The organism is Metallosphaera tengchongensis (assembly GCF_013343295.1).
GTDB lineage: Archaea > Thermoproteota > Thermoprotei_A > Sulfolobales > Sulfolobaceae > Metallosphaera > Metallosphaera tengchongensis.
Genome location: NZ_CP049074.1, coordinates 1,550,858 through 1,571,680 on the forward strand (window position 1 = coordinate 1,550,858; position 20,823 = coordinate 1,571,680).

Consider the following 20,823-nt stretch of genomic DNA (forward strand, 5'->3'; position numbering starts at 1 on the left):
AAAGAGGTTCAAGTCTGATACGAAAACGTTATTATTTGATCTCTAGGAATTTATTGCAGAGCGGGGGTGCCCGAGCTAGGCCAAAGGGGGTGGACTGAGGCTCCACTGGAGTAGTCCTGCGCGGGTTCAAATCCCGCCCCCCGCACTCACACTTAAAGCGAGATTCCACGACCTTGTCTAAAGGTCTGTTGTAGTATCGTTTTTCCTTGTTATTGAGATGAGCTTAAAGGAATAGGGTGATTGTCCTAATCAAGTCTAAAAGGAAGGGTAAGACAAAGATTCCACGTTCATAACACCATTTTATATGTATTTGGAACATTATTTTTTTTTAAAAAAACTAAGGAGTAAATACGGCATAGATCTGACCTCCTCCCCGCGCTAAAGGGCGAGGCTCCCTTAGAGCAGTTCACCGGTCTATGGATTACCGCCTTCATCACCGCTTCATTGCTAGTTGGCTTTAACGCCCACAACGCTTCACTCGTCCAGCGGTAGACCAAAGGCTGGGCCCTCAGCCAGGTTACCCCTATCCCTTGGGTAGAGGAGCTTTCACTCCACCCTCCTAGGGGCTCGGGGATATGTATTGAGAAGGAGGGACATATTTTTTACTACTTGCTTTTTTGCCCCCCAAAAAGTCCTCCACTAAAAGCTTAAAGAGGCTACCTTGCCAGAAGGGCAAGGCTTGTCCTTCCTTTGTCAGATCCTAAACTTTATTAATGTTTAGTAAGGTTCCTAAACTTTATTAATGTTTAGTGCGATATTATTTTAAAATGACGTTATCACTGGAACTTAAGGATGCTATTGGAGAAGTTTACTCGCTGACCGCTACTGAAAAACAGTCGAGACTGATTGGGGTTCCATACAACTACCATACTGAAAGGATAGATGAGCACGTAGAGAGACTACTTAACGATGAAGAGTTCGAGAAGGATATATTAAGGGTCATGGCCGGTCTCTTCAACTTTTTATCGTCACATGATATTGGCGATTTAGCTAATTTACAGAGCTTCCTGGAAGAGAAATACTCGCAAAAGTTGGAACAGCTTAACAGGCTCCACAAGTTACTAGAAAGACTTCCTGCTAAGGAATACAAAGAATACTGGTTAAAAAAATATTATGAGGTACTTCAAAAACTCGTAAATGTAGAGGGAGAGTTCCTAAAGACCGTTGAACAGAGGGAAGGAACGAACACTCTAATGGAGTTTTACTATAAAGTCTTCATTGGGATATTGACCGAGCTAATACAGAGTATTAGACACCACGAGGCTGGGGAAGTAAAGGCAAAAGACGACGTAAAGCTCCGAGCATTAGTGTCTAGAGCTAACATTCTTCTCTTGACTCTCTCTTATCCAATACTTGCATATTTGCAGGGGGAAAAAGTAGATTATGAGATCCTTACGTACTTAATAGTAACCTTTGCGAAGCCTTCTGCGTTAAAGGACAAGTATAGTATACTAATCGGTGAGGCAATTTTTGGATGAATGTTATGTATTGGACACCAATGTACTTCTTGATTACTTATTTGACTACATAGATAAAAATAAGCATTTACAAGCCCGGGAACTAGTTAAAACCTTAAAGAAAACCGCATCTAGTATTTACATCCCTAATGGCGTAGAATTCGAAGTACTCAAGGTAATAGCTGAATCCTTTATGATATTGAGAGATTTAATTATATTAGAAATGCGGAAAAATGACTGGGATAACCTTTCTGTAAAGGATCGTCTGAACATTTTGGATAGGACTAGAAATGACTTCGACCAGTTATTTGATGACATTCGAAAAAAGTTCTATCCGAACACTTCTAAAGGTATCAGATTATCTATAGCAAAGAGGGTTTTCTCTACCCTTGCTAGTCAACTTATAGATAAAAGGCTTTCCGAAATTAGAGACGATATACTTACAGAAAATAAGATAAAGGATCAGGAAGAATATTTAACTGAGAAAATATCGAAGAAATTTTCGACATTTCCTCCTTCAGTAACCATTACTAATTCTTTTGAGGAATACCTTAAGCATACAATATTTATGCGTGAGTTTGGAAAAGTAAAAAATGTTGGTCTTGGTGACCTGGTAATCTTTTATGAAATCCTTTTAGCTGTAAAAGGAAGGGTTTGTGAAACTCTTATCATTATAAGTAACGATTACGATTTAATTACAATAAGGGAATCTCTTATAAAGAACCTAAACGATTTCATGAACTCCAGCAATAACAAAGAGCACAAGAAGTATGCTAGAGAGATAAGAGATTTGATCAGTTCTAACGTGAAAGTTGAAAAGGTGAACGAAGTAATAAACAAGATAAAGAGTAGCCATAATCAACAATTTCCGTGAGACCATTATGAATGTATAATCTTGGTCACTGAGGACTTTATATACAGCAAAAGGGTCTTGCCTCAGGTGTGAGTCTGTACCCCTAAAGGCTGGTAAGACATATGGACAGTCCAAGATGTGCGTTCCCCCATCGTCTAGGGGGCTGGGGACACCGCTAATGGGGTGGAGGAGGATGAAAGCGGGGAATCCGCTTGACCCACGTGAAGCCCTAAGGTTGAGCGTTGGGCTCAAAATATTATGAAATCCGATGAAAACCTCTTTTGTATTTAGTTATACGCTATATAGTAACCTCGTATTGTCCAAAACTTATTGAAAACATTTAATTCCCATCTCCAAGGTTAATTCCCAAGGAAATAACGCAAAATTTAAGGAATGCAACAAGAGAAAATTCCAACGGCTCTAATTTACCTTAAGCTGAAAGGTTCTCTATGTCGAAGATCTCCGGTGGTTGTCTCTTATGTTGAGACCTTTTGACCATTTCCTTAATCCTTAAGACTAGGCTAAGGTCAACCTGTGTCTCCACAGCTATCTCTTCTTCCTTCTTTCCCTTTTCTAGGAGGTAAAGAACTGGGTCTGCCACCTCATAAGATACTCCCAACTCTCCCTCTGCGGTCTGCCCCTCCCAAAGGGCAGGAGAACTGGGCTTCTTAACTATACTTTCTGGGACTTTCAAGTACTCCCCTAGTTTCCTAACCTGGGTCTTGAAAAGGCCACCAATGGGTAATACGTCAACCCCTCCATCACCGTATTTTGTGAAGTAGCCTAACATGAGCTCTGATTTATCCCCAGTGCCTATTACAAGGTAGTCAAGCTTCTGAGCCATAGCATAGAGCAGGATCATTCTAGTCCTGGCCTTAATGTTCCCCACTATCACCTTGTCCTTGGACTCAATTTTGTCTGAAAACTTGTCTACAACATCGTCTATGGGAATAACCCTATGTTTTAACTCGCCCCCAAGTTTTTTAATAAGACCTAAGGCGTCCTCGACGTCGTCCTGGGGGGTTGAACTGGAGGGCATGACTAAGAAGTAGAAGTTCTGAGTTGCCATACTCAATAGGGTCGCGGTAACAGCGGAATCTATTCCTCCGCTGACCCCAACTATCCCACCTTTCTTCCCACTTTTATCTATGTACTCCCTTAGTCGGTTTACCAAAACTGATGTTACCCTGGCATAGTCCAACGAACCTAGACCATCTTTTATTAGTTTTTGCATAATTAATTACTAATTCCAAGGTTTAAATAGCTTCATTCGATCCAGGTCAATACCTGACCATAGAATCTCTAACTATTTTGGAGGAGAGGAATAATAACTAATAATCTCGTGGATTATTTCTTCGACGTTTTGCAAGATAGATACGTGGTTCCTCATGAATTTTTTCCCTCCCTCTGTTACTGTATACATTGTCTTTCCGTCTCTCTCGTAGGAGGTAAGAAGCCCGTTCTTGACCATCCTTTTTAAGGTGGTATACATCACACCGTGCGGTATTTTCTTTTTATGTAATTCCTCTATCTTTAATTTAAGCTGGTATCCGTACATATCCCCATATCTGCAAAGTAGATAAATGACAATGACTTGTAACAGTCCCCTTATGATCATCATTTTGGGGGTCTCTCTGTAGGCCAACCCAATCCCTCCCTATTATTCATTATTATAATATTAAAGACTTGGTACATTGACAAGTTAATTGGTTATATAAGGAATTATTTTCATTTATTTATTACTTGATTTTTAATTTAAACTAAAATTCATAAGAAAAATCTTTATTTAACCTTTTGTGGATCCTACAACGTAGGTCTGATGAATACCTGAGCTTCTCTACCCTAAGGGCGAGGGATTTACTGAGGTAGATGGCTACTCTCCCTCGTGGACGGTGCTCTGTTTGAGGAGGAAAGGGGAGGAGACGATCCCTACATAACCTCTTAAACAGGACTTTATCGTATTGCATCAACAAGGCAGATCCCTTTTCCTAACTTCAAGGAGATCCGCCGTTTGGAAACCCATGCCTCAATATGGAGAGATGAGTCTTACGACTGTAGGTTGACCCATAAAGTGTATTTTCATGTAAACATAAAACCGTCTTAAAATTAACCTAAAACATGTGTCTCTTCTGTAACATCGTCTCAGGGATGGAGCAAGGGTACTTCGTCTACAGGGATGAGGACGTTTCGGCAATTCTAGATAAGTACCCTTCAGCGCCGGGACATACATTGGTAATACCAAACAGGCACTATCAGAACATCTTAGTCACGGACCCTACATTAGCTTGCAAACTGACGAGCAAAACCATATTCATAGCTAAGGCCATAACGGAGGCCCTCAACGCTACTGGAGTCAGGATACTGAGCAATGTGGGGACCACTTCAGGTCAAGTAATATTTCACACTCATATTCATATTATTCCTAGTTGGGAAAAAATTCCAGAGGTATTCTCCAACTTTGAGCCAAGGAGAGTCCAAGAACAGTCATACTATATTTCGTTGCAAAAAGTTATAAGCCAATATATCAAAAGTAGCATGGAGAAAGAAATTAATTAAGGTGAATCGATTGGGGATTAAGGAAGAGCTAGAAGCTCGTTTTGGGGACAACTTCTCTGACTCATTGGTTGAACGCTTATCCCATACAGCTGATATGGGCTTCGTACCCCAACTAGTTTGGACCGGGATAAAAATCAATATAGTCCCAGATTACGTGGTGTATCCTAGGAACGTTGAAGATCTAATTGACCTCATTAAGATATCGGCCAGGCACAAGGTGCCCATTACTCCTTACGGAAGGGGCACAAACAGGTACGGTAACGCCATCCCCGCAGATGGTGGGATCCTGGTTGATCTATCCAAGATGGATAAGATCCAAATAGACGACGTAAACAAATTAGCTATCGCTGAGGCCGGTGCTACGTGGAAACTAATTGATATAGCAGCCCAAAGTAGAGGTCTCCAACTTAGAACTTTTCCTTCCTCCTACGATTCCACCATAGGTGGAGGAGTCGCGGGGGACGCCCTGGGTGTCGGATCCTATCAGTATGGCTTCATTTGCGACAACGTGGCCTTCGTTGAGATGGTCAACCCTAAGGGAGAGTTAGTCAGGTTAGAGGGTAAGGACCTGGCTTTAGTTTGCGGTGCAGAGGGGACAACGGGGTTGATTTACAGGGTGGGAATGAGACTGAGACCTTTCTCTCCCACTGAGTCTTTGGTACTTTCTTACGATAGCTTCGAGCAGGCTTACAGGGGAATAGGAGAGTTCTACAGGGAGTCCATCCCTGCTTGGCACGTCCAGGTTAGAGGTCCTGCAATCTCAACTTACATTGCTGAGAACTTCAAGGCTTCCTTAGCACCTGATAAGTGGAATATGGTGGTTCTGTACCCATCAAACGTATCCAGCATTGTTGAGCCTAAGCTCTACAGGGTAGCACAGGCCACTGGAGCCAAGACCTTTGAGGGGGAGTGGACAGGTTGGTGGTCCTTCAATCACGGTGTGAATGCTGCCCTGAGGACTAAGGGGCTCTTAATTCATCAACACGGACTTATACATTATACTAAAATAACAGATCTCATTAAAGGACTTCAGGAGAACTTAGGTAAACTAGGGGACTTGGCCCCTGACGGTGGTTTCGATCTTGACATAGACCTGGAGAGGAGGGAAGTCCTCCTTGTGAATTCCTTCACTCAGGTGTCTCTGCTCCCAGTGGACAAGAAAATACTTTTCGAACTGGCCAAGAACACGCTGATGATGGAGCAATACATCAAGCTGGGAGGTTCAATGCTTTCAATAGGGATCTTCGTACACAAATACGCTAAGAACAGGCTTACCACCATGGGTAAGGTATTCCAGGAAATGGGTGTCGACAGATACGAGGCCATGAGGAAGTACAAGGAGGAGCTGGATCCTGAGGAACTGGTCAATCCTGGAAAGGTTTTCGAGCCAAAGAAGAGGGCATTGGAGGTATTAGATATAGTGAGGAAGCAGAACGATGCCCTGAGGTATAGGTTCGGTATAGGCTTCGCCAAGAGGGTAGTGCCTGGAGGAGAGGTGGACGGGTATAAGGTTACTAAGAAATATCTCGACATCTTTGTCGACTACTCCATAAAGTGCATAGATTGCGCCATGTGCGTGACAGTGTGCCCCCAGTATAAGCTAATCCCTCAGTGGCCATACGCTCCAAAGGGGATGTTTGACTTCACCAAAGGTCTGATTTCGATGTACGAGCTTACAGGAAAGATCGACGTACCTGACAGTGCCATAGCTGAGATATCTGGTTGCCATAAGTGTGGGCTATGCGATGGTGTCTGCCCAGCTAGGATTCCAATATCATCATTATTGATAAAACTGAGCTCCATGGTTGCCAGGAAGATACCTGAAGAGACTACCCCTGAGATACCTATCCCAGAGAAGTACAAGGACGTCATATCTGAGGATAGCGACATAGGAATCTGGTTTGGAAAATACTTGGCAGAGAACCCATCCACTATGTTCGCTACTTTGGAGGTCTTGAAAAAACTAGGGTTGAAGGTGAAGATTTATGGTACGTCGATGGATAGCGGGTTTAACGACTACATCAGCGGAAGCGGTAACGAGTTCATCGAGAAGATTAGGAAGAACTCCGAGAAGGTTAACGTGGTCGAGTTGATTACTGTCTCACCTGAGGACTACAAGACCTTTACAGAGGGCTATCAAGAGTACTCAAGGCTAGGAGGGAGGGCAAGCTCTTTTGAGGTAGTTCCCTTAGACCTTAGACTTCTCAAGTCGATTCAGATAGAGGGCAACGAAGAGATAAACCTTCACATTGCCTGTTTCTCCAACGCGTACTCCGACGAGGTTGTGAAGCGACTTAGAGAAAAGGGGTTTAAGGTCAAGAAAGTGGAGGGGTGTTCTGGAGCCACTTTGGAGAGGAACGTCGGTAAGAGGGCTGACATGATGGCGAAAGCTCTAGGTGAGAGGTATGGCAACCTCGTTACTCTGTGCCCATTGGCAGCGGTTAAGTTCAGAAGTGTAGGGGTGAACGCTAAAACCCTTGTAGAATATATAGCGGAAAAGGTTGGGGCTTCAGTCAAGATTGAACAGAAAGCGCTAAAAATAGCAGATTCTGATAGGGCTACGTTGAGCAACGCCATAGTCCAGTCCATAACTGACAGCTTAAAGAAGAGATCATCACTGATTGCTGATACGGTGTCCTTCATGTCTTCGGGATTGGACGAGTTTAAGAAGATTATAGAGCCCATAATAACTGAAGCGATGGATGAAGCTAGCGTCTCTGTGAAAAATACGTTAAACTCATTGGTGTCCAACAGAATAACTAGTAGCGATGCATCAGAGAGGGCACTTGTCCTTAATGCCTACTATAAGGAACTTAATGCAGTAATCATGTCAATGACTTTTGACTCCATTGTGTCCGTCATTATACCTGAAGTTAAGTCTAAGGCGACAGACGAGTTCTCTGAAAGGGACCTAGGAATAGTCCTCCTAGACCTCATCAGGGAAAAGATAGATAGATTTAGACTGAACGTTACGACCTAAGGGGATTTTTTAACCATATCTTGAGAAATACGGTGGAGAACGAGACAACTCCCACGTAATACCCTTGCTTAAGTACGTCTCAAGTGCTGTTAAGAGGGGGTTCTAATCCCTTAAACTTAAGATTTACCCCTTGTCCTTTTTAACATGCTATTTGAGGTAACTCCTAGACCAAGATATATAGAGGTAGAGGCCTGGGGAAGAGAGGGTACTGTTACCTTTCCCACTTATGTCCCTGGATCTTACGTAGTAAGGGAGCTAGAAAGAAACATCGTTAAAATAGATGGGTTTAGGGTCTCCAAAAATCGTTTTTATGTTAGAGAGAACTTTAAGTACACATTGTACGCCAACAGTAAGGATCAGAGAGAAGCCATATCGACACATGATTACCTCTTCATCAATCCTCCGGCAGTGTTCCCGTTCCAGGACAAGGATGAAAAGTATTGCATCAAACTCAAGGTGAGCTGGCCCGTTAAGACCACCCTCCGTGAGGAGAAAGACATGTTTTGTGGCGATAGCTACCATGAGTTCGTGGATTCCCCAATTCAGGCCAGTCCAGCACTAAAGACTATCTCCATTGACGAGAGTCACGAGGTTTCCACCGTTGATGACTTAGAGGTCGACAGGATAAGGGACGTAATTAAGGAGATAGATAAGGAGATGGGCTCCCCACAAAAATACGTTTTCTTTTTCAGGCGATCCGATAGAAACTTTGGTGGAATAGAACATGCAGATTCCTCGGCCATTGTCGTCCCCTGGGACAAGAATGATATAGTCACCCTATTCGCCCACGAGTACTTTCACCGCTGGAACGTAAAGAGGTTTAGACCGAAGGATTTAGAACTAGACCTAGAAGTGGAAGCCTACTCGGATCTCCTGGGATTCGCTGAGGGGGTCACTGATTACGTAGCTGTTTTGAGCACATTGAGAGCTAGGGGGACCAAGGTCGAGGACATAGCAAACTACCTGGCTAACGCCATATCCAAGTTGACCTTCCCCGGGGCTAGAATGAGCCTTGCCGAATCTTCCAGGACGACGTGGATAAAGTACTACAAACAGGATGAGAACTTCCTCAACACCGGAATTTCATACTATGATGCTGGAATGCTTATGGGACTATATTTAGATGCGAAGCTAAGGGAGAGGGGAGCAAACATTTTTCATATCTTTAGGAACATACCTAACAGGTATACACTCAATGATATTGACAGCTACCTGAGAAAAATGGGGATAGAAGTCTTCGAGGATATGATATACTCGCCAGCTTCAAATCTTCTAAATTATCTGAGGGAATTGATGGAGATAGAACTTATCGATGCTGGATCTCCGTATTTTGGTTTACTTATGGACGGAAGCAAAGTAACTTTCGTGGAGGATGGATCCCCTGCAGACATAGCAGGTCTGATACCACAGGACACCATCCTAGGTTTCGATGAGATTGCCAGAGCTGTACGTCCCAAACCCGTAGCGGAACTTACCATAAGCAGGGAGGGGAGGATAAAGAGGATAACAATAACCGCGGGGAAGAATCCAGGTCACAAGGTCAAGTTTAGGTTGAAGGGAAAAGTTGCTCAAGCAATAGCAAGCCTTGACGAGCTAACCGGCATTTCGAACATAAATATAATCTAGACATTATGGAGTGATCTCCCTCCATATTCCTTTAATGGCTTAAGACTCTTGAAACTTCTATACCTAAGCCTTGAGTCTGTCTAGCTTGGGTTCACCTTGTGAAAATAGAAATGGTCGTGCTTAGCCGTGAAACTGTGGTAAAAGAAAAAAGGTGAATTTATTCTTGATTACTGTTGCCTTGTTGGCGCTAAGCGCCATTGACACTACCTTTTTATCGCTAGTGGTTTTGGGTCTCATCGGATTTCATGGTTTTGATATCAACCCTCAACCCTTGACACCAGAGTTGAGCCGGGGACTCGCTCTAACCCCACAAGGGGGGACCCCAACCCACCTAGACGGTATGGAGACCCACACACCTCGGACTGTCCATTAGGCTTACCAGCCTTTCTGGTTAAGACCAACGTCCGGGGAAGACCCCTTTACTCTATATAAAGACTTCAACAACCTAGAAGGTATAAACTTAACAGTCTCAAGGAAACTGTTGACTACGGCGCTACGATCTGGATCTCTCATCCCCCTTACCGTGAAGAATGAGGAAATGCTTCATCCCCTTTACAAAAAGGGGAGAGCCCAGCTCTTGAGGATCAGGAGAAAGTAAGATTCATTGTAAAGTAGCCTCACTACCATTGTCCCGACCTCACTCTCTAAATTGCTGGAGCGATAGACTCCTGTTCATCATCTGATGAATTTAACAGAGAGTGGGAAAGAAAAGCGGCGATTATATTTTAAACACCGTTTCCTTACCATAAAATTTAAGTCCCTTTTTTATAATACTAACACTATAATATATTGATGACTGTCCTAAGGTTTAAGTTGAAATAAAATCCATATAATATTATCATTTTAACTAAATTAATTAACCATATAGAAATAGAAACATAAAGGCATAATATACCGCGTCGCCCTTAAGTTAGCAGAGTTTTCAAAACGGCATAGTAACTATGCTCCGTGGTTTAGGAGAGGTGGGTCTTGTGGTGGATCACGTGTTGGAGTTCAAGGCAAGGGTCAACTTGAATTCGAACCTACCTACCCCCCCCCCCGTACTTCTTCGTTCCTCCGGGACCGCGTTCCTTATCACACCTTCAGCGAGGTCAGCGACCTCCTTGATCTCCTTTATTTCTACTGAGTGGAAACCCTTGAATAGGAGGTCCCTATAGAAGGGGATTGTGATGTGGGGTAGTGGGAGCTCAGGGAGTTTAGTCCCTTCCTTGACCATGTTGACTATTAGGGACAGTAACCTGAGGTCCATTGAAGGTACAGCTGAAGTTAGGGCTCTGGCCACGTCGTTCATCTCCCTAAGGGTCAAGTCAAGGGAAATACCTGGGGTGGTCACCCAGAGGCAGTAGCAACGGAGCTCCCTAGCCGATAGGTAGTAGGCCTTGAGCTCAAGCTTGGATATCTCGTCTACGCCAGGTGGGTTGTCAGTTATGAGGATGTCGGAGTCCTTCAGAAGAGGGAAGTAGAAGTTAGCTAACTCTTCAGCTGAGGGGATGGAAGACGGTTGAAAGGAGACGAGGGAGATTACCCTTAGGTTTCCGTCCTCAGCTAGGTAAGGGCCTTCAACGCCGTCGACCAAGCTGTTGATTAGCCCAGTCCTAAGTCCGTAGTACCTACTGACCGTGTTGGTGTAGTCCCTGTCGACTAGGGTCACCCTGTACCTCTTGGAGAGCTCCTTGGCGAGTTGGTAGGCGATAGTGGACTTACCAACTCCTCCCTTGATGCTGAAGACTGAAAACCTGATAGACATTAATAAATTATTTTTCTTTAAGGTATTTAAAGATGGTTTTAACTCTGAATTAGTAAAATTTATTTTTAAAAATTAATAATTAAATAACTTTGCTTATATCCCCCATTCTGTACATTATCTCTCTAAGTGAGATATCTTCACTCTATAATGATAGGAGATATTTTTAATATCGCCTAATCAAAGAGTAAGTTCCTCGGTCTTAACGGATTCTAAATGCGCTCAAGAGTCGCAAACCTTTAACCCCATTAGCTTTACATATCTTTAGGTATTCACAATGCCAAAGATCTTTCTGGGACCTGCAGGGATCCCTTTATCCAGTCGGGGCAAGGGCAGTGTGGATGGAGTGAAGAGAGTAAAAGAACTGGGTCTTAACGCTATGGAAGTGGAGTTCGTCCAGGGGGTCAAAATGTCAGTGTCAACAGCTAAGGAACTCGGTGAAGTCTCCAAGGAGATGGGGGTAAGGCTTTCGGTTCATGCACCGTATTACATAAACCTCTGTTCCTCCGAACGTGAGAAAATAGACGCCTCGAAGAAAAGGATCCTAGACACAGCAGAGAGAGCACACGCAATGGGGGCAGACGCCATCGCTATCCACGTAGGGTTCTATGGGGACTACACTCCAGAGGAATGCTACTCCATGGTTAGGGCATCTATGGGAGAGGTCATTGACCAGATGAGAGAGAAAGGGATCGACTCCGTGAAATTAGGTGTTGAGACCATGGCTAAGGAGACTGCCTTTGGAACAATAGATGAAGTGATTAAGATCTCTAAGGAATTGAAAGGGGTCATTCCTTATATAGACTGGGCACATACTTTCGCCAGACAAGGGGGGAAGATTGACTATGGCGAGATACTTGACAGAGTCGTTAAGGAACTGGGTCTCACCCACGTGAATTCCCACTTCGAATCGCTCAAGCTGAGAAACGGTAAGTACGTAGACGTCCACGAGCCTATAGAGAGGAACTCTCCCCCATTCGAGCCACTCGCTAAAGAGATACTCAAGAGAGACCTCTCGATCTCATTGATATGCGAGAGCCCGAGACTTGAGGAGGATGCACTGATCATGAAAAAGGTACTTGAATCTCTAGGTTACAGGTTGTGACCATCTTGTGGATAGTCGCTTCAGACTTTGACAGGACCCTCTCACATGAAAGTGACAAGTTCGTCATCAGGAAAGATATCGCGGAAAAAATTAACTCCTTCTCTAAGATTTACAAATTTTTTGTGGTCACAGGCAGAGAGGAGAGATACATGAAGTTGTTGGCTCCAGGTTTGTCCCCTACGGGCTGGATACTGGAGAACGGATCCTTAATTGTTGTCAATAGCAAGAAGATCATAAATGCTCCCAAAAATTGGTTTACCATCAGACAGTCCATAAGCAGGAAACTGAAAGAACTGGGAATACCCCACTCGTTTGGGGAGGTAATAATTTACGTGGACTCTTGGTCAGAGGAAATAAGTTTCGAATCTGCCAGAGTCGAGAGGAATAGAAGGGACGCAATGATCCTCCCCCCAAACGTCGAGAAGGGATCGGGTCTTAGGATCGCACTGAAGGAACTGAATGTCGAGGGGAAAGTAGTTGCGGTAGGAGACGCCGAGAACGACGTCTCCCTCTTTAGGGTGGCTGATTACAAGGTAGCGGTAGAAAACGCTTTACCTGAGATAAAGAGCCTGGCGGACTTCGTGCTGGATAAGGAGGATGGGGATGGAGTTGTGGAGTTACTTGACCTCATCCTGTCCGGTAGGTTTCCTGAAGGCGTAAATATCCACTAGAAATCTATGGACTCTTTCAGTGTGCCATGGGTAATACGGAGTTAATGGGTAGAAAGACGCGATCATTTCAGCCTTGAAACCCTTGTCTTCAGCTTCCCTCATGATAATTCTCCTGGACTCTGGATTGCTCTTATGTATGGAGTAAACTGCCTTCCCCACTTCGAGGGCAGTCCTCAGGAACTTCAGGTCAGTCCCCTTCCTCGCAACTCCAAAGGGCGGGTTCTGAACTACAGTGTCAAACCTTCCGTGGAAGGAGGTAGAGTCTGCCTCCACAAATTCCGCTTCAAGGTTCATCCCCCTGAACGCCGATCTTGCGACCTGAAGGGACTCCAGGTCGACATCCACACAGACGCAGTATCCTCCTAGGGCACTCACCCCTGCACATAACCTACCTGTACCACACCCCAGATCTAGAACCCTCTTACCCTCTATCTGTCCCTGCACGTATGCGGTCCATACTACGACAGAGGCAATACTTGAAGGAGTCATATACTGCTCCAGTTCCCATTTTGGGTTGGGGTGATTGGGTATACTTTCTAGTAATATTTCAATCTTTCTTTTATTAAGTCTAGAGCCTGATATAGATCCTTCACCTTACTTTCCTTGATCTCGGGGTAGAAATCGAACCTATCCAGAAGGATCGGGCTGATATAAGCCCTCTTAGCTCCAACGAAGTCTATCTCATAGACATCCCCGATGTGGAAAATGGGTTCTCCATACTCCTTCAAGGCATAATAGAAGATCTTTGGATGGGGTTTCATGACCCCTACATCGCATGAGGCTATAACACTGTCCAAATACTGGTAAAGTCCTAGGGTTTTCAGGATAGTGTGTACTTTTCTGGTCGTATTCGTGACTAAGACAATCTTCATTCCTATGTCCTTTAGTCCCTTTAGAAATGGGATCGAATCGTCATAGAGTTCATATCTGTCTGAGAGGTAGTTCCTCTCAGATAGCTTCTTCACAAGATTAAGGTCAGCTGGCCTTCCCAATTCGAACAAGATATCTGAGAAGTCCAACGGGGAGAGCCCATCGTGTTCCGGATGCGGGAAGTTGTATTTCCCTAAATGCTTGACTAGGGCCCTGAACACTTCTCTTTCGCTAACCTCAATTCCCTCCTCTTTCAAAGTTGTAGCAATTCTCTCGTGCATCCTAGGAACGAACTTCACAAGGGTGTCTCCCATGTCGACGAAAATTGTAGCCATTGTTAACCTCAATCCTTTTCCCTTATTAAAAACTTGGGTGGACTAACTCTTTCAGACTTGCACTTAGGGCATCTACTAGGTCTCTTGGGCTTCTCAAGGGAAATCTCAGACCCGCAAGATTGACATTTTGGTGGATAGAGTATTACGACGTAATTTTTGTGCTTTGATGACAAAGCCAGGTGGTATATGTGGTCGTATACCTCTTGCTCCTTTCTTATTCCTGTAATTTGCATTATTTCCTTAGCTGTGAGGGGGAAATCGGTTTTCTTAAGTAACAACAGTATCCTTTCTCTCGTTGTCATGAAACTCTCTGACAAATGTCTCCCTTATCTCATTCTTAGGGGAAGTTTTTATACCAAACGTTCTGAGTAACCAGTCGTCGAGGGAAAAATCCATTTTGGGTCCTTCCCTCTCTATCACATGTCCCTGAGAGTATTTAGCTATCTCTCCAAGTGCCTCACACTGGCTTATTCTCCCACCTACGTTTATTACCCCTGTGGCTCCCTTGCTTAGGAGAGATGATATTACCCTACCCAGAGATCTTGTAGATACTAATGACAGGTAAAACTCTCTGTTACACACCGCCCTTCCCTTCAGAAGAAGGGACCTTATGTGGTTAAACAGGAAACCACGATAAGAGAGGGAAAATATCGCTCCCGTTCTCAAGACCAGGTAGTTCCCAAGCGCCGAGATCCCAATCTCTCCAGCTAGCTTTGTGATCCCGTAGTAATTTAAGGGTTCAGGCGTGGAGGTCTCTTCGTAAAAGCCCCTCCTCCCGTTGAATATCATGAAAGAGGATAGGTAAACGTTTAGAGCTCCGATCTTGTGCCCGCTCTTAGCAATATTGATGGCCATCCAAGCGTTATAGGTCCACGCCTTATCCCTCCTCGTCCCTGCTTCATAGTAGGGAATCTCAAAGGTGTGTACTATTACATCAGGTTTAACTTGATAGACCTTATTTGGAGAGTCTATAACAACCACTTCCCAGTTACCGCTGCTGGCTATTTCCCTGGATACCTCTCCCTCATCGGTCACTGCTACCCTCACACATTACACCTGAGAAACAGGTATACATGGACTAAGCGTTAATAAGTGAGGAGTAAACTTCTTCTATCCTTCTCACCAATTCCTGGGAGGAAACCCCTGAACTAAGCGACATGACCATGGAGCCCCCTGCCCCTACACCTTCCTTGACGTATCCCTGCTCATAGGCTCTTAGGCCATTGAACTTGCTCTCGGCGAAGCTCACGTTGGAGTAGGTTAGGTTAATCCCTATTTCCTTCGCTAGGCTGTACAGATTGGAGGAGCTATCATTTATGATCCATCTGGTGGTCGCAATCCCTACGTTCGATAGCTTCCCTTTGTCTAGCTCTTTCAATATAGCAGCTACTGCAGCCATCTGGGTTCCTCCTGAGAGAACTGTGACGCCCTTAAACCCCAGCGCTATCCCAGCAACTGCTATGAGCACTGGATCTGAAAGCCAAAATATTCTCTCCAAGGTTTCCTTGGGTGCACTCTTCAACGCTTGATCCACAACCCTTTTCTTTAACTCCTTTGGGTTTACGGGAGAGGAAGAGCTGACCAAAGATACACCGTCATACCCTAAACCCGAGAGCACTGCAGCTGCGGTGGTTGTACCTCCAGGAACGGATTCGCCTATGTAGATGATATCTGACTTAAGATTCTCGCCCAGTATTACACCCTGTTCCAGTATTCCCTCTCCAACTTCTCTCCTTAGTCCGCCATACCTGATGTCCTTGCCCGGTTCCCCGTTCAAGTTAATGAAGGGGATCTTGGGGTTTACCCTAGATCCTGCGTTCGCGATCAGCCTGGTAACCTTCAAGAAGGACAATGAGGCCCTCGTTATTAAGGCAGGAGTTGGTATTCCGTCAGGTGTCACAGGAACTGAATCTATTACTTTGCACTTCCCAGTCATGAGGAACTCGGCATCTGCAGCGGGAGTAAACATGGTGAGCTCGGGTGAAGCTCCAGCGAAACTGATTCCTGGAATTAGGCTCACATCTGTAGTTCCAATTACCAGGATGAAAGGTCCGAGCTTACCCTTTATTCTTTCGGACAGATTCCCCAATAGGTCAACGATCACGCTATGCGTTTTAAAGGAGAGCTTAATTAACCTTACTAAGAGGTAGAACGTGATTAACCCATGGAGTTCAGGGAGTATTACTCGATCCTGGAGTACGCCTCCAGATTGAGGGAAGAGGAGTTTCTTAAGGACGACGATCTGAAGTCCAAGGTGAGGGAAGTCATAAATGACATGTTGAACCTGATATTCAAGTTAGCGTCAAATCTAGTTGAGGGACGAGGAGAGGATTTGATTTGGAACCTAGTAAAAGGTGGAGTAATCCAGGCTCCCTTGGCTCAGGAGCTTCTGGACATAGTTAAGCTAACGAAAAGCTCCCCTGATGATCTACTTTACGCCTCTTTAGTTAGGGTAATGGAGGACATCGAAGAAGCTTACCACACAATTAAGTCTAGGATAAACAACTCTTGATTGCCTTTAGGGCCTCGCTCACTTCATCCTCTGTGTTGTAAAAATGGGTTGAAATCCTTATCCCATTCCCCCTAGGGGAGACAACTATCTTCTTCTGAAGCAACTTCTCAGCTACCCCTTTAGGGTTCTCCGTCCTCACAACAGTAATCCCTGCCCTCCTATGCTTGGGAGTTACAACCTCAAAATTCATATCCTCCGCCTCATCAACAGTATGTGCTGATAAATCTAGGACTCTTCTCTCTATCCTTTCCCGCTCTGGCGTTAATTTCTCAGCTATTTTGCTCATGGCTAAGTTGGCGGATACGTCTATAGTTCCAATCTCAAACCTCCTAGGTCCAGTCTCCAGTTCGAAGGACTCGCTGTCAAACTTCATGAACGTAGAGCTGGTTTTCCATCCATAAAAGGGAGGGTCTTTCAATAGACCTTTCCTAACGTACATGAAACCTGAACCTTGAGGGGACATCAGCCACTTGTATCCCCCAGCCAGAAGGAAATCAACTTCGGTCTCCTTGACGTCCAACTTGAGGGCTCCAGCTGACTGAATAGCGTCCACTAAGAGGAGGGCACCCACTTTCTTTGCCCTTTCCTTGATCTTTTTAATGTCAATCCTGGCTCCTGTGTTAAAGCTCACATGGCTCACAACCACTAATCTTACCCTCTCATCAATGTTCTCCGACATGGTTTCATCAATGCTCCCCGGTTCAACCCTCAATAGCTTGACTTCCACACCTCTCTCTCTTAGTTTATAAAGCGGATAAACGGTCGCCGGAAACTCAAGGTTATTGGTGAGAACTACATCCCCCTTCCCTAAGTTGAGACCGTGGATTATCATATTGATTCCAAAACTGGTGTTTGGAATGAAGGAGACTTCTGAGGCCTCGGCCCCAATGAAACTGGCCACTCTCTGCCTCATTTCCAAAAAGTCGTTTTCCTCGACCCTATTTACGTGGACACTTCCTCTCGATGATACTCCGTAGAGGTAACCCAAAGCCTCTAGTAGGGCGAAGACCGGAGTTGGTGAGATTGCAGCGTGATTAAGATAGATGTAATTATTTATTGCGGGAATTTCCTTTCTAAACTCGTCCAAATCTATTGACATATTTATTGAGGTTGTCCCTAACTAGATAAGTTTAGCCTAAGATACCTCATTAGTCCCTTGAGTTTTTCTGACTTCCTCCAACTAACCAGGATTTGTATACTGCAATGACGTCGCTATAGGAGTCTTGGACAGCTTTAGAGGGTAGACCGAACTTCTCTTAATGTTTCGTAAGTCCCCTTGTGCGTCTTTTAACAGGTTCTTTCGTCTGTTCTCTCCTAACCATCCTAAAACTAAACGTAGGCCTTTTCCATACCTTTCAATTAGACTGAGCAGGGAGCGGTGGGAGAAATCCTCATCGAAACCATAGCTCTGATTTCTTTCCCGCTCTTTTTGGCCCCTCCGTTCATAGATATGGAGGAAACAGGTTTTATGTCCTTGGTCATCCACGCCCTAAGGGGCGAGGCTTTCGTCAACTCTGTAACTCGCTTACAAAATTTTGGCTTCAATTCTTGGGTAGTCCCACGACCTGTTCCTAAAGATTTCAACTGGTATGCTATAACCTAAGGCGTAAAGAGGTGACATTGGAGATATTATCATCTTTATGGAAGAGGCCCTAAACTTTCTGGATACCTCCTCTAGGCCCTTCCTATCCACATGAAGTTCAGAGATGAACACTTCATCTCCCTCAGCTATCCATATGAGGTCAGGGGCTTCATCGGAGATATCATCCTTAGTAATTAACTGAACCACGAACTCCTTTTTACCTAAGGTGTACATGAAACCCGTTATGATCTTCCGTATGTGAAACCTGTGGCTTAGGGTCCTGACATCGGCAAAGGGATTAACCTGAAGGGTTACGATCCCGTTAACGTCTTTCTCGTCTGGACTTGGTAAAACACTACCCTGCTTAAATTCGACCTTGCCTTCGCATGTCCACTTACCTGAGGTCGGGTTGAAACATGAAGGATCCCTAGAGAATTTCCTTGTCTTACTCACCTCATAGATGACGAAATTGGAGTTTCCCCTACGCAACTTTTCCATAACCTTCCTAACTTCCTCAGCTACATGTCTATTTCCAAATATCACGATGGAGAAGAGATCCTCCTCAACATCTCCCCTAAACAGATTCATTATGGGATGGAAAAGTCTCATGGCAACTTGATACTTTATTCCTTGGTTATTGGCAAGAATGAAGAACTTACCTAATCCCAAGCCCTCTGAGAACACCGCCGGGAAAATCCTTAGGTTTAAACTCCTTTGCATATCTAAGATTAGGGAAGTCACCCCCTTAGATGGTTCTCCCAAAACTTCCGCAAGACAAAAGCTGTTACCGCCATACTTCATCATCCCCCAAAGTAGCTCTTGATGAATAGACACGGTAATTAGTTATTCATATACTCTTAAAATTTTCTAGTATTACCAAAAATAGCATTAGTTAAATTGCTAATGAACGTTCAAATTCCATATCAAATCTATGGATTGAAATATTTCTGTTCTTTCTTACAAGAGTAGGATCCCAAACTATCTCACAAATTTGAGGTTTATGATCTTAGTATGAGCACTTAGTTAATGGAGTACCTAACAAGCGGTCGATCAACTAGATCACAAAAGAAGAGGAAGCCTTGCCTTTAGGGCGGGGAGGAAGTCAGTAATCTCCGTGGTAATTTATCCTTCTTAGACATGTCCACAACGGGTCCCTGAGACTTTGAAGTACACCCCCAGCTTTACAGGTTACTTTCGACTCCAGTTATACTTCTCAGATCTGGGCTAGAAGTAATGTAACTTTCCCGATTATTGAGTGTCAGCTTCCTCTCCTTTGGCTCTGTTTTACCACCGTTTTCCTTATTTTGCCCCCACATACTTCGCATTCGCTCTTCGGTTCTCGATAAGTCCTACCACAGCTCTCGCAGACGTAACTGAAAGATTTGATCTCTTGAGCCGTCCTACCCAATCTGACAGGAGTAAACTTTATCCCCAGTTTAATTAGAACGTTCTGAACTGCAAAGTCGTCGGTAAAGACTACAGCTGGGTTCAGATCTACAGCAAGCGCTATTACGGACTTATCTGTCTTGGTTAGGCTAAATTCGTTGAGATCCCTGAGGACTTTTTCCACCTTCTTTAGGGCTGACTGGGAAGGTTCCATCACCACTATCTTGTTAGTTATAATGGAAAAAGAGAGGTTCCCCATTGACCTTGAGTCCTTAACTTCCTCTACAACCTGGGGGGTAGTGAATACCTTATCGAAGGAGTTTTGTAAACCCCCTAAGAACCCTGCAGTATCAAAGATTATCTTTTCCAACTGAGTAAACCCCTCACAGGATCTGATTTAAAGAACCTGTAAATTACCGCCCTCTTAGGTGAAGGTTCTATAAGTAGACCTTCACCTGTTTTAATTAAGTCGACAATCTCTCCATCCGCCACAACTCTCGCCCTCTGTTCGTAACCCTTATCCTCCATAACTAGCCTAACTTGTGTTCTTGGGATTATTAAAGATTTAACGGGGGATAAGATAGGGCTAACTAGGGTAACTTCTAGGGCATCTACTCCCAGGTAGACCCCAGTGATTGACATGCTCCAACCTGTGGATCCTTGCGGAGTGGATATTAAAACACCGTCCCCCTCAGAGATGAAGCTCACGTCGGAGTAGTTTACTGAAACCAGGATACTCTCAGGCTCATCAAAGAGGATCCCGACTTCATTGAAGACTTCCACCGACCCCCTAGAGTGGGTAGCCCTCAGGAGAGGGTACTCTTGGACTAGATAGTCTCCCTTAGCTAGCCTTTGGAGGATGTTACCTATCTCATCAGGTTCCCCGTCCATAAGGAAGCCCCTTCTCCCCGCCTTGATCGTAACAATCGGTTTTCCATAGCTTACTGCCTTAAGCAACGTTCCGTCTCCACCCACTGCTAGGATCACATCTGGTTCGCTCTCATCCAAGGTGAAGCCCAGAGATGAGGCGGTTTCCTTTATTTTATTTACGATAGGCTCTACCTTAGGGGATTTCTTGCTAATTATTTTAAGTCTCATTCACTCTAAGATTTTCACAACTCATAATAACTCTTTACTGTCTCATGT

The 20,823-nt window shown here is 44.4% G+C and carries 20 protein-coding genes and 1 tRNA gene; 9 read left to right on the forward strand and 12 right to left on the reverse strand.

Annotation, left to right across the window (positions count from 1 at the left end; all coding sequences use genetic code 11):
* Positions 1-60: 60 nt before the first annotated feature.
* From GWK48_RS08380 to GWK48_RS08390, 3 genes are all read left to right on the forward strand, one after another.
* A tRNA-Leu gene (locus GWK48_RS08380) sits at positions 61-145 on the forward strand.
* A 622-nt stretch (positions 146-767) separates the two neighbouring features.
* A complete protein-coding gene (locus GWK48_RS08385; RefSeq protein ID WP_174631329.1) occupies positions 768-1,478 on the forward strand; it encodes a hypothetical protein in 711 nt (236 codons plus the stop codon).
* On the forward strand, positions 1,459-2,331 hold the full coding sequence (locus tag GWK48_RS08390) for a hypothetical protein (protein ID WP_246263784.1): 873 nt from the start codon (positions 1,459-1,461) through the stop codon (positions 2,329-2,331). Before GWK48_RS08385 ends, GWK48_RS08390 begins: the two co-directional genes overlap by 20 nt.
* 409 nt (positions 2,332-2,740) lie before the next feature.
* Here the strand turns inward: GWK48_RS08390 and GWK48_RS08395 are convergent, their stop codons facing one another.
* Complete coding sequence (locus tag GWK48_RS08395) at positions 2,741-3,544, reverse strand: NAD+ synthase (protein WP_174631331.1); 804 nt, start codon at positions 3,542-3,544, stop codon at positions 2,741-2,743.
* Positions 3,545-3,616: 72 nt separating this feature from the next.
* A complete protein-coding gene (locus tag GWK48_RS08400; protein WP_246263785.1) occupies positions 3,617-3,931 on the reverse strand; it encodes a PadR family transcriptional regulator in 315 nt (104 codons plus the stop codon).
* Positions 3,932-4,428: 497 nt separating this feature from the next.
* Here GWK48_RS08400 and GWK48_RS08405 point away from each other — a divergent pair, with 497 nt between their 5' ends.
* From GWK48_RS08405 to GWK48_RS08415, 3 genes are all read left to right on the forward strand, one after another.
* Positions 4,429-4,866 (forward strand): HIT family protein, encoded by a 438-nt coding sequence (locus GWK48_RS08405; protein ID WP_174631335.1) that lies wholly within the window; start codon positions 4,429-4,431, stop codon positions 4,864-4,866.
* A gap of 10 nt (positions 4,867-4,876) precedes the next feature.
* Positions 4,877-7,846: an FAD-binding and (Fe-S)-binding domain-containing protein gene (locus GWK48_RS08410; protein WP_174631337.1), complete on the forward strand. Its 2,970-nt coding sequence runs from the start codon at positions 4,877-4,879 to the stop codon at positions 7,844-7,846.
* Positions 7,847-7,990: 144 nt separating this feature from the next.
* Complete coding sequence (locus tag GWK48_RS08415) at positions 7,991-9,472, forward strand: M61 family metallopeptidase (RefSeq protein ID WP_174631339.1); 1,482 nt, start codon at positions 7,991-7,993, stop codon at positions 9,470-9,472.
* Between the two features lie 979 nt (positions 9,473-10,451).
* Here GWK48_RS08415 and GWK48_RS08420 read toward each other — a convergent pair.
* Positions 10,452-11,219 carry a nucleotide-binding protein gene (locus GWK48_RS08420; protein WP_174631341.1) on the reverse strand — a complete coding sequence of 256 codons (768 nt, stop codon included), beginning with the start codon at positions 11,217-11,219 and terminating at the stop codon, positions 10,452-10,454.
* A 274-nt stretch (positions 11,220-11,493) separates the two neighbouring features.
* On the opposite strand from GWK48_RS08420, the gene GWK48_RS08425 reads away from it, so the two are divergent.
* Together GWK48_RS08425 and GWK48_RS08430 are read left to right on the forward strand one after the other, a co-directional pair.
* Positions 11,494-12,321, forward strand: a complete 828-nt coding sequence (locus tag GWK48_RS08425; protein WP_174631343.1) for a TIM barrel protein — start codon at positions 11,494-11,496, stop codon at positions 12,319-12,321.
* A 5-nt stretch (positions 12,322-12,326) separates the two neighbouring features.
* On the forward strand, positions 12,327-12,992 hold the full coding sequence (locus GWK48_RS08430; RefSeq protein ID WP_174631345.1) for a phosphoglycolate phosphatase: 666 nt from the start codon (positions 12,327-12,329) through the stop codon (positions 12,990-12,992).
* Here the strand turns inward: GWK48_RS08430 and GWK48_RS08435 are convergent.
* The 5 genes from GWK48_RS08435 to cobT are packed head-to-tail and all read right to left on the reverse strand — an operon-like array spanning position 12,939 to position 16,298.
* Positions 12,939-13,481, reverse strand: a complete 543-nt coding sequence (locus GWK48_RS08435) for an METTL5 family protein (RefSeq protein WP_174631346.1) — start codon at positions 13,479-13,481, stop codon at positions 12,939-12,941. The genes GWK48_RS08430 and GWK48_RS08435 overlap by 54 nt on opposite strands.
* Before the next feature lie 47 nt (positions 13,482-13,528).
* Complete coding sequence (locus tag GWK48_RS08440) at positions 13,529-14,197, reverse strand: HAD family hydrolase (RefSeq protein WP_174631348.1); 669 nt, start codon at positions 14,195-14,197, stop codon at positions 13,529-13,531.
* 8 nt (positions 14,198-14,205) lie between these two features.
* Positions 14,206-14,514, reverse strand: coding sequence for a transcriptional regulator (locus GWK48_RS08445; protein ID WP_174631350.1), 309 nt, complete (start codon positions 14,512-14,514; stop codon positions 14,206-14,208).
* Entirely contained in the window at positions 14,465-15,244 is a 780-nt protein-coding gene (locus tag GWK48_RS08450; RefSeq protein WP_174631351.1) for a sugar nucleotide-binding protein, read from the reverse strand. Before GWK48_RS08450 ends, GWK48_RS08445 begins: the two co-directional genes overlap by 50 nt.
* A gap of 31 nt (positions 15,245-15,275) precedes the next feature.
* The gene (cobT, locus tag GWK48_RS08455) at positions 15,276-16,298 is read right to left on the reverse strand and encodes a nicotinate mononucleotide-dependent phosphoribosyltransferase CobT (RefSeq protein ID WP_246263942.1); all 1,023 of its coding nucleotides are present in this window, start codon (positions 16,296-16,298) and stop codon (positions 15,276-15,278) included.
* Between the two features lie 63 nt (positions 16,299-16,361).
* On the opposite strand from cobT, the gene GWK48_RS08460 reads away from it, so the two are divergent.
* Positions 16,362-16,709: a hypothetical protein gene (locus GWK48_RS08460; protein WP_174631354.1), complete on the forward strand. Its 348-nt coding sequence runs from the start codon at positions 16,362-16,364 to the stop codon at positions 16,707-16,709.
* Here the strand turns inward: GWK48_RS08460 and GWK48_RS08465 are convergent.
* The 4 genes from GWK48_RS08465 to GWK48_RS08480 form a co-directional block, all read right to left on the reverse strand.
* Positions 16,690-17,808: an aminotransferase class V-fold PLP-dependent enzyme gene (locus tag GWK48_RS08465; protein ID WP_174631356.1), complete on the reverse strand. Its 1,119-nt coding sequence runs from the start codon at positions 17,806-17,808 to the stop codon at positions 16,690-16,692. The genes GWK48_RS08460 and GWK48_RS08465 overlap by 20 nt on opposite strands.
* Positions 17,809-18,234: 426 nt before the next feature.
* A complete protein-coding gene (locus GWK48_RS08470) occupies positions 18,235-19,125 on the reverse strand; it encodes a hypothetical protein (protein ID WP_246263786.1) in 891 nt (296 codons plus the stop codon).
* Between the two features lie 424 nt (positions 19,126-19,549).
* The gene (locus GWK48_RS08475) at positions 19,550-20,047 is read right to left on the reverse strand and encodes an NOB1 family endonuclease (RefSeq protein ID WP_174631358.1); all 498 of its coding nucleotides are present in this window, start codon (positions 20,045-20,047) and stop codon (positions 19,550-19,552) included.
* Positions 20,035-20,775, reverse strand: a complete 741-nt coding sequence (locus GWK48_RS08480) for an NAD(+)/NADH kinase (RefSeq protein WP_174631360.1) — start codon at positions 20,773-20,775, stop codon at positions 20,035-20,037. Before GWK48_RS08480 ends, GWK48_RS08475 begins: the two co-directional genes overlap by 13 nt.
* Positions 20,776-20,823: the final 48 nt, after the last annotated feature.

Bases quoted from the DNA above. Each gene is read 5' to 3' on its own strand.
- GWK48_RS08440 (WP_174631348.1), bottom strand. From the start codon at position 14,197: ATGGCTACAATTTTCGTCGACATGGGAGACACCCTTGTGAAGTTCGTT.
- GWK48_RS08465 (WP_174631356.1), bottom strand. From the start codon at position 17,808: ATGTCAATAGATTTGGACGAGTTTAGAAAGGAAATTCCCGCAATAAAT.
- GWK48_RS08425 (WP_174631343.1), top strand. From the start codon at position 11,494: ATGCCAAAGATCTTTCTGGGACCTGCAGGGATCCCTTTATCCAGTCGG.
- GWK48_RS08480 (WP_174631360.1), bottom strand. From the start codon at position 20,775: ATGAGACTTAAAATAATTAGCAAGAAATCCCCTAAGGTAGAGCCTATC.
- GWK48_RS08400 (WP_246263785.1), bottom strand. From the start codon at position 3,931: ATGATGATCATAAGGGGACTGTTACAAGTCATTGTCATTTATCTACTT.
- GWK48_RS08395 (WP_174631331.1), bottom strand. From the start codon at position 3,544: ATGCAAAAACTAATAAAAGATGGTCTAGGTTCGTTGGACTATGCCAGG.
- GWK48_RS08460 (WP_174631354.1), top strand. From the start codon at position 16,362: ATGGAGTTCAGGGAGTATTACTCGATCCTGGAGTACGCCTCCAGATTG.
- GWK48_RS08415 (WP_174631339.1), top strand. From the start codon at position 7,991: ATGCTATTTGAGGTAACTCCTAGACCAAGATATATAGAGGTAGAGGCC.
- GWK48_RS08435 (WP_174631346.1), bottom strand. From the start codon at position 13,481: ATGACTCCTTCAAGTATTGCCTCTGTCGTAGTATGGACCGCATACGTG.
- GWK48_RS08385 (WP_174631329.1), top strand. From the start codon at position 768: ATGACGTTATCACTGGAACTTAAGGATGCTATTGGAGAAGTTTACTCG.
- GWK48_RS08405 (WP_174631335.1), top strand. From the start codon at position 4,429: ATGTGTCTCTTCTGTAACATCGTCTCAGGGATGGAGCAAGGGTACTTC.
- GWK48_RS08420 (WP_174631341.1), bottom strand. From the start codon at position 11,219: ATGTCTATCAGGTTTTCAGTCTTCAGCATCAAGGGAGGAGTTGGTAAG.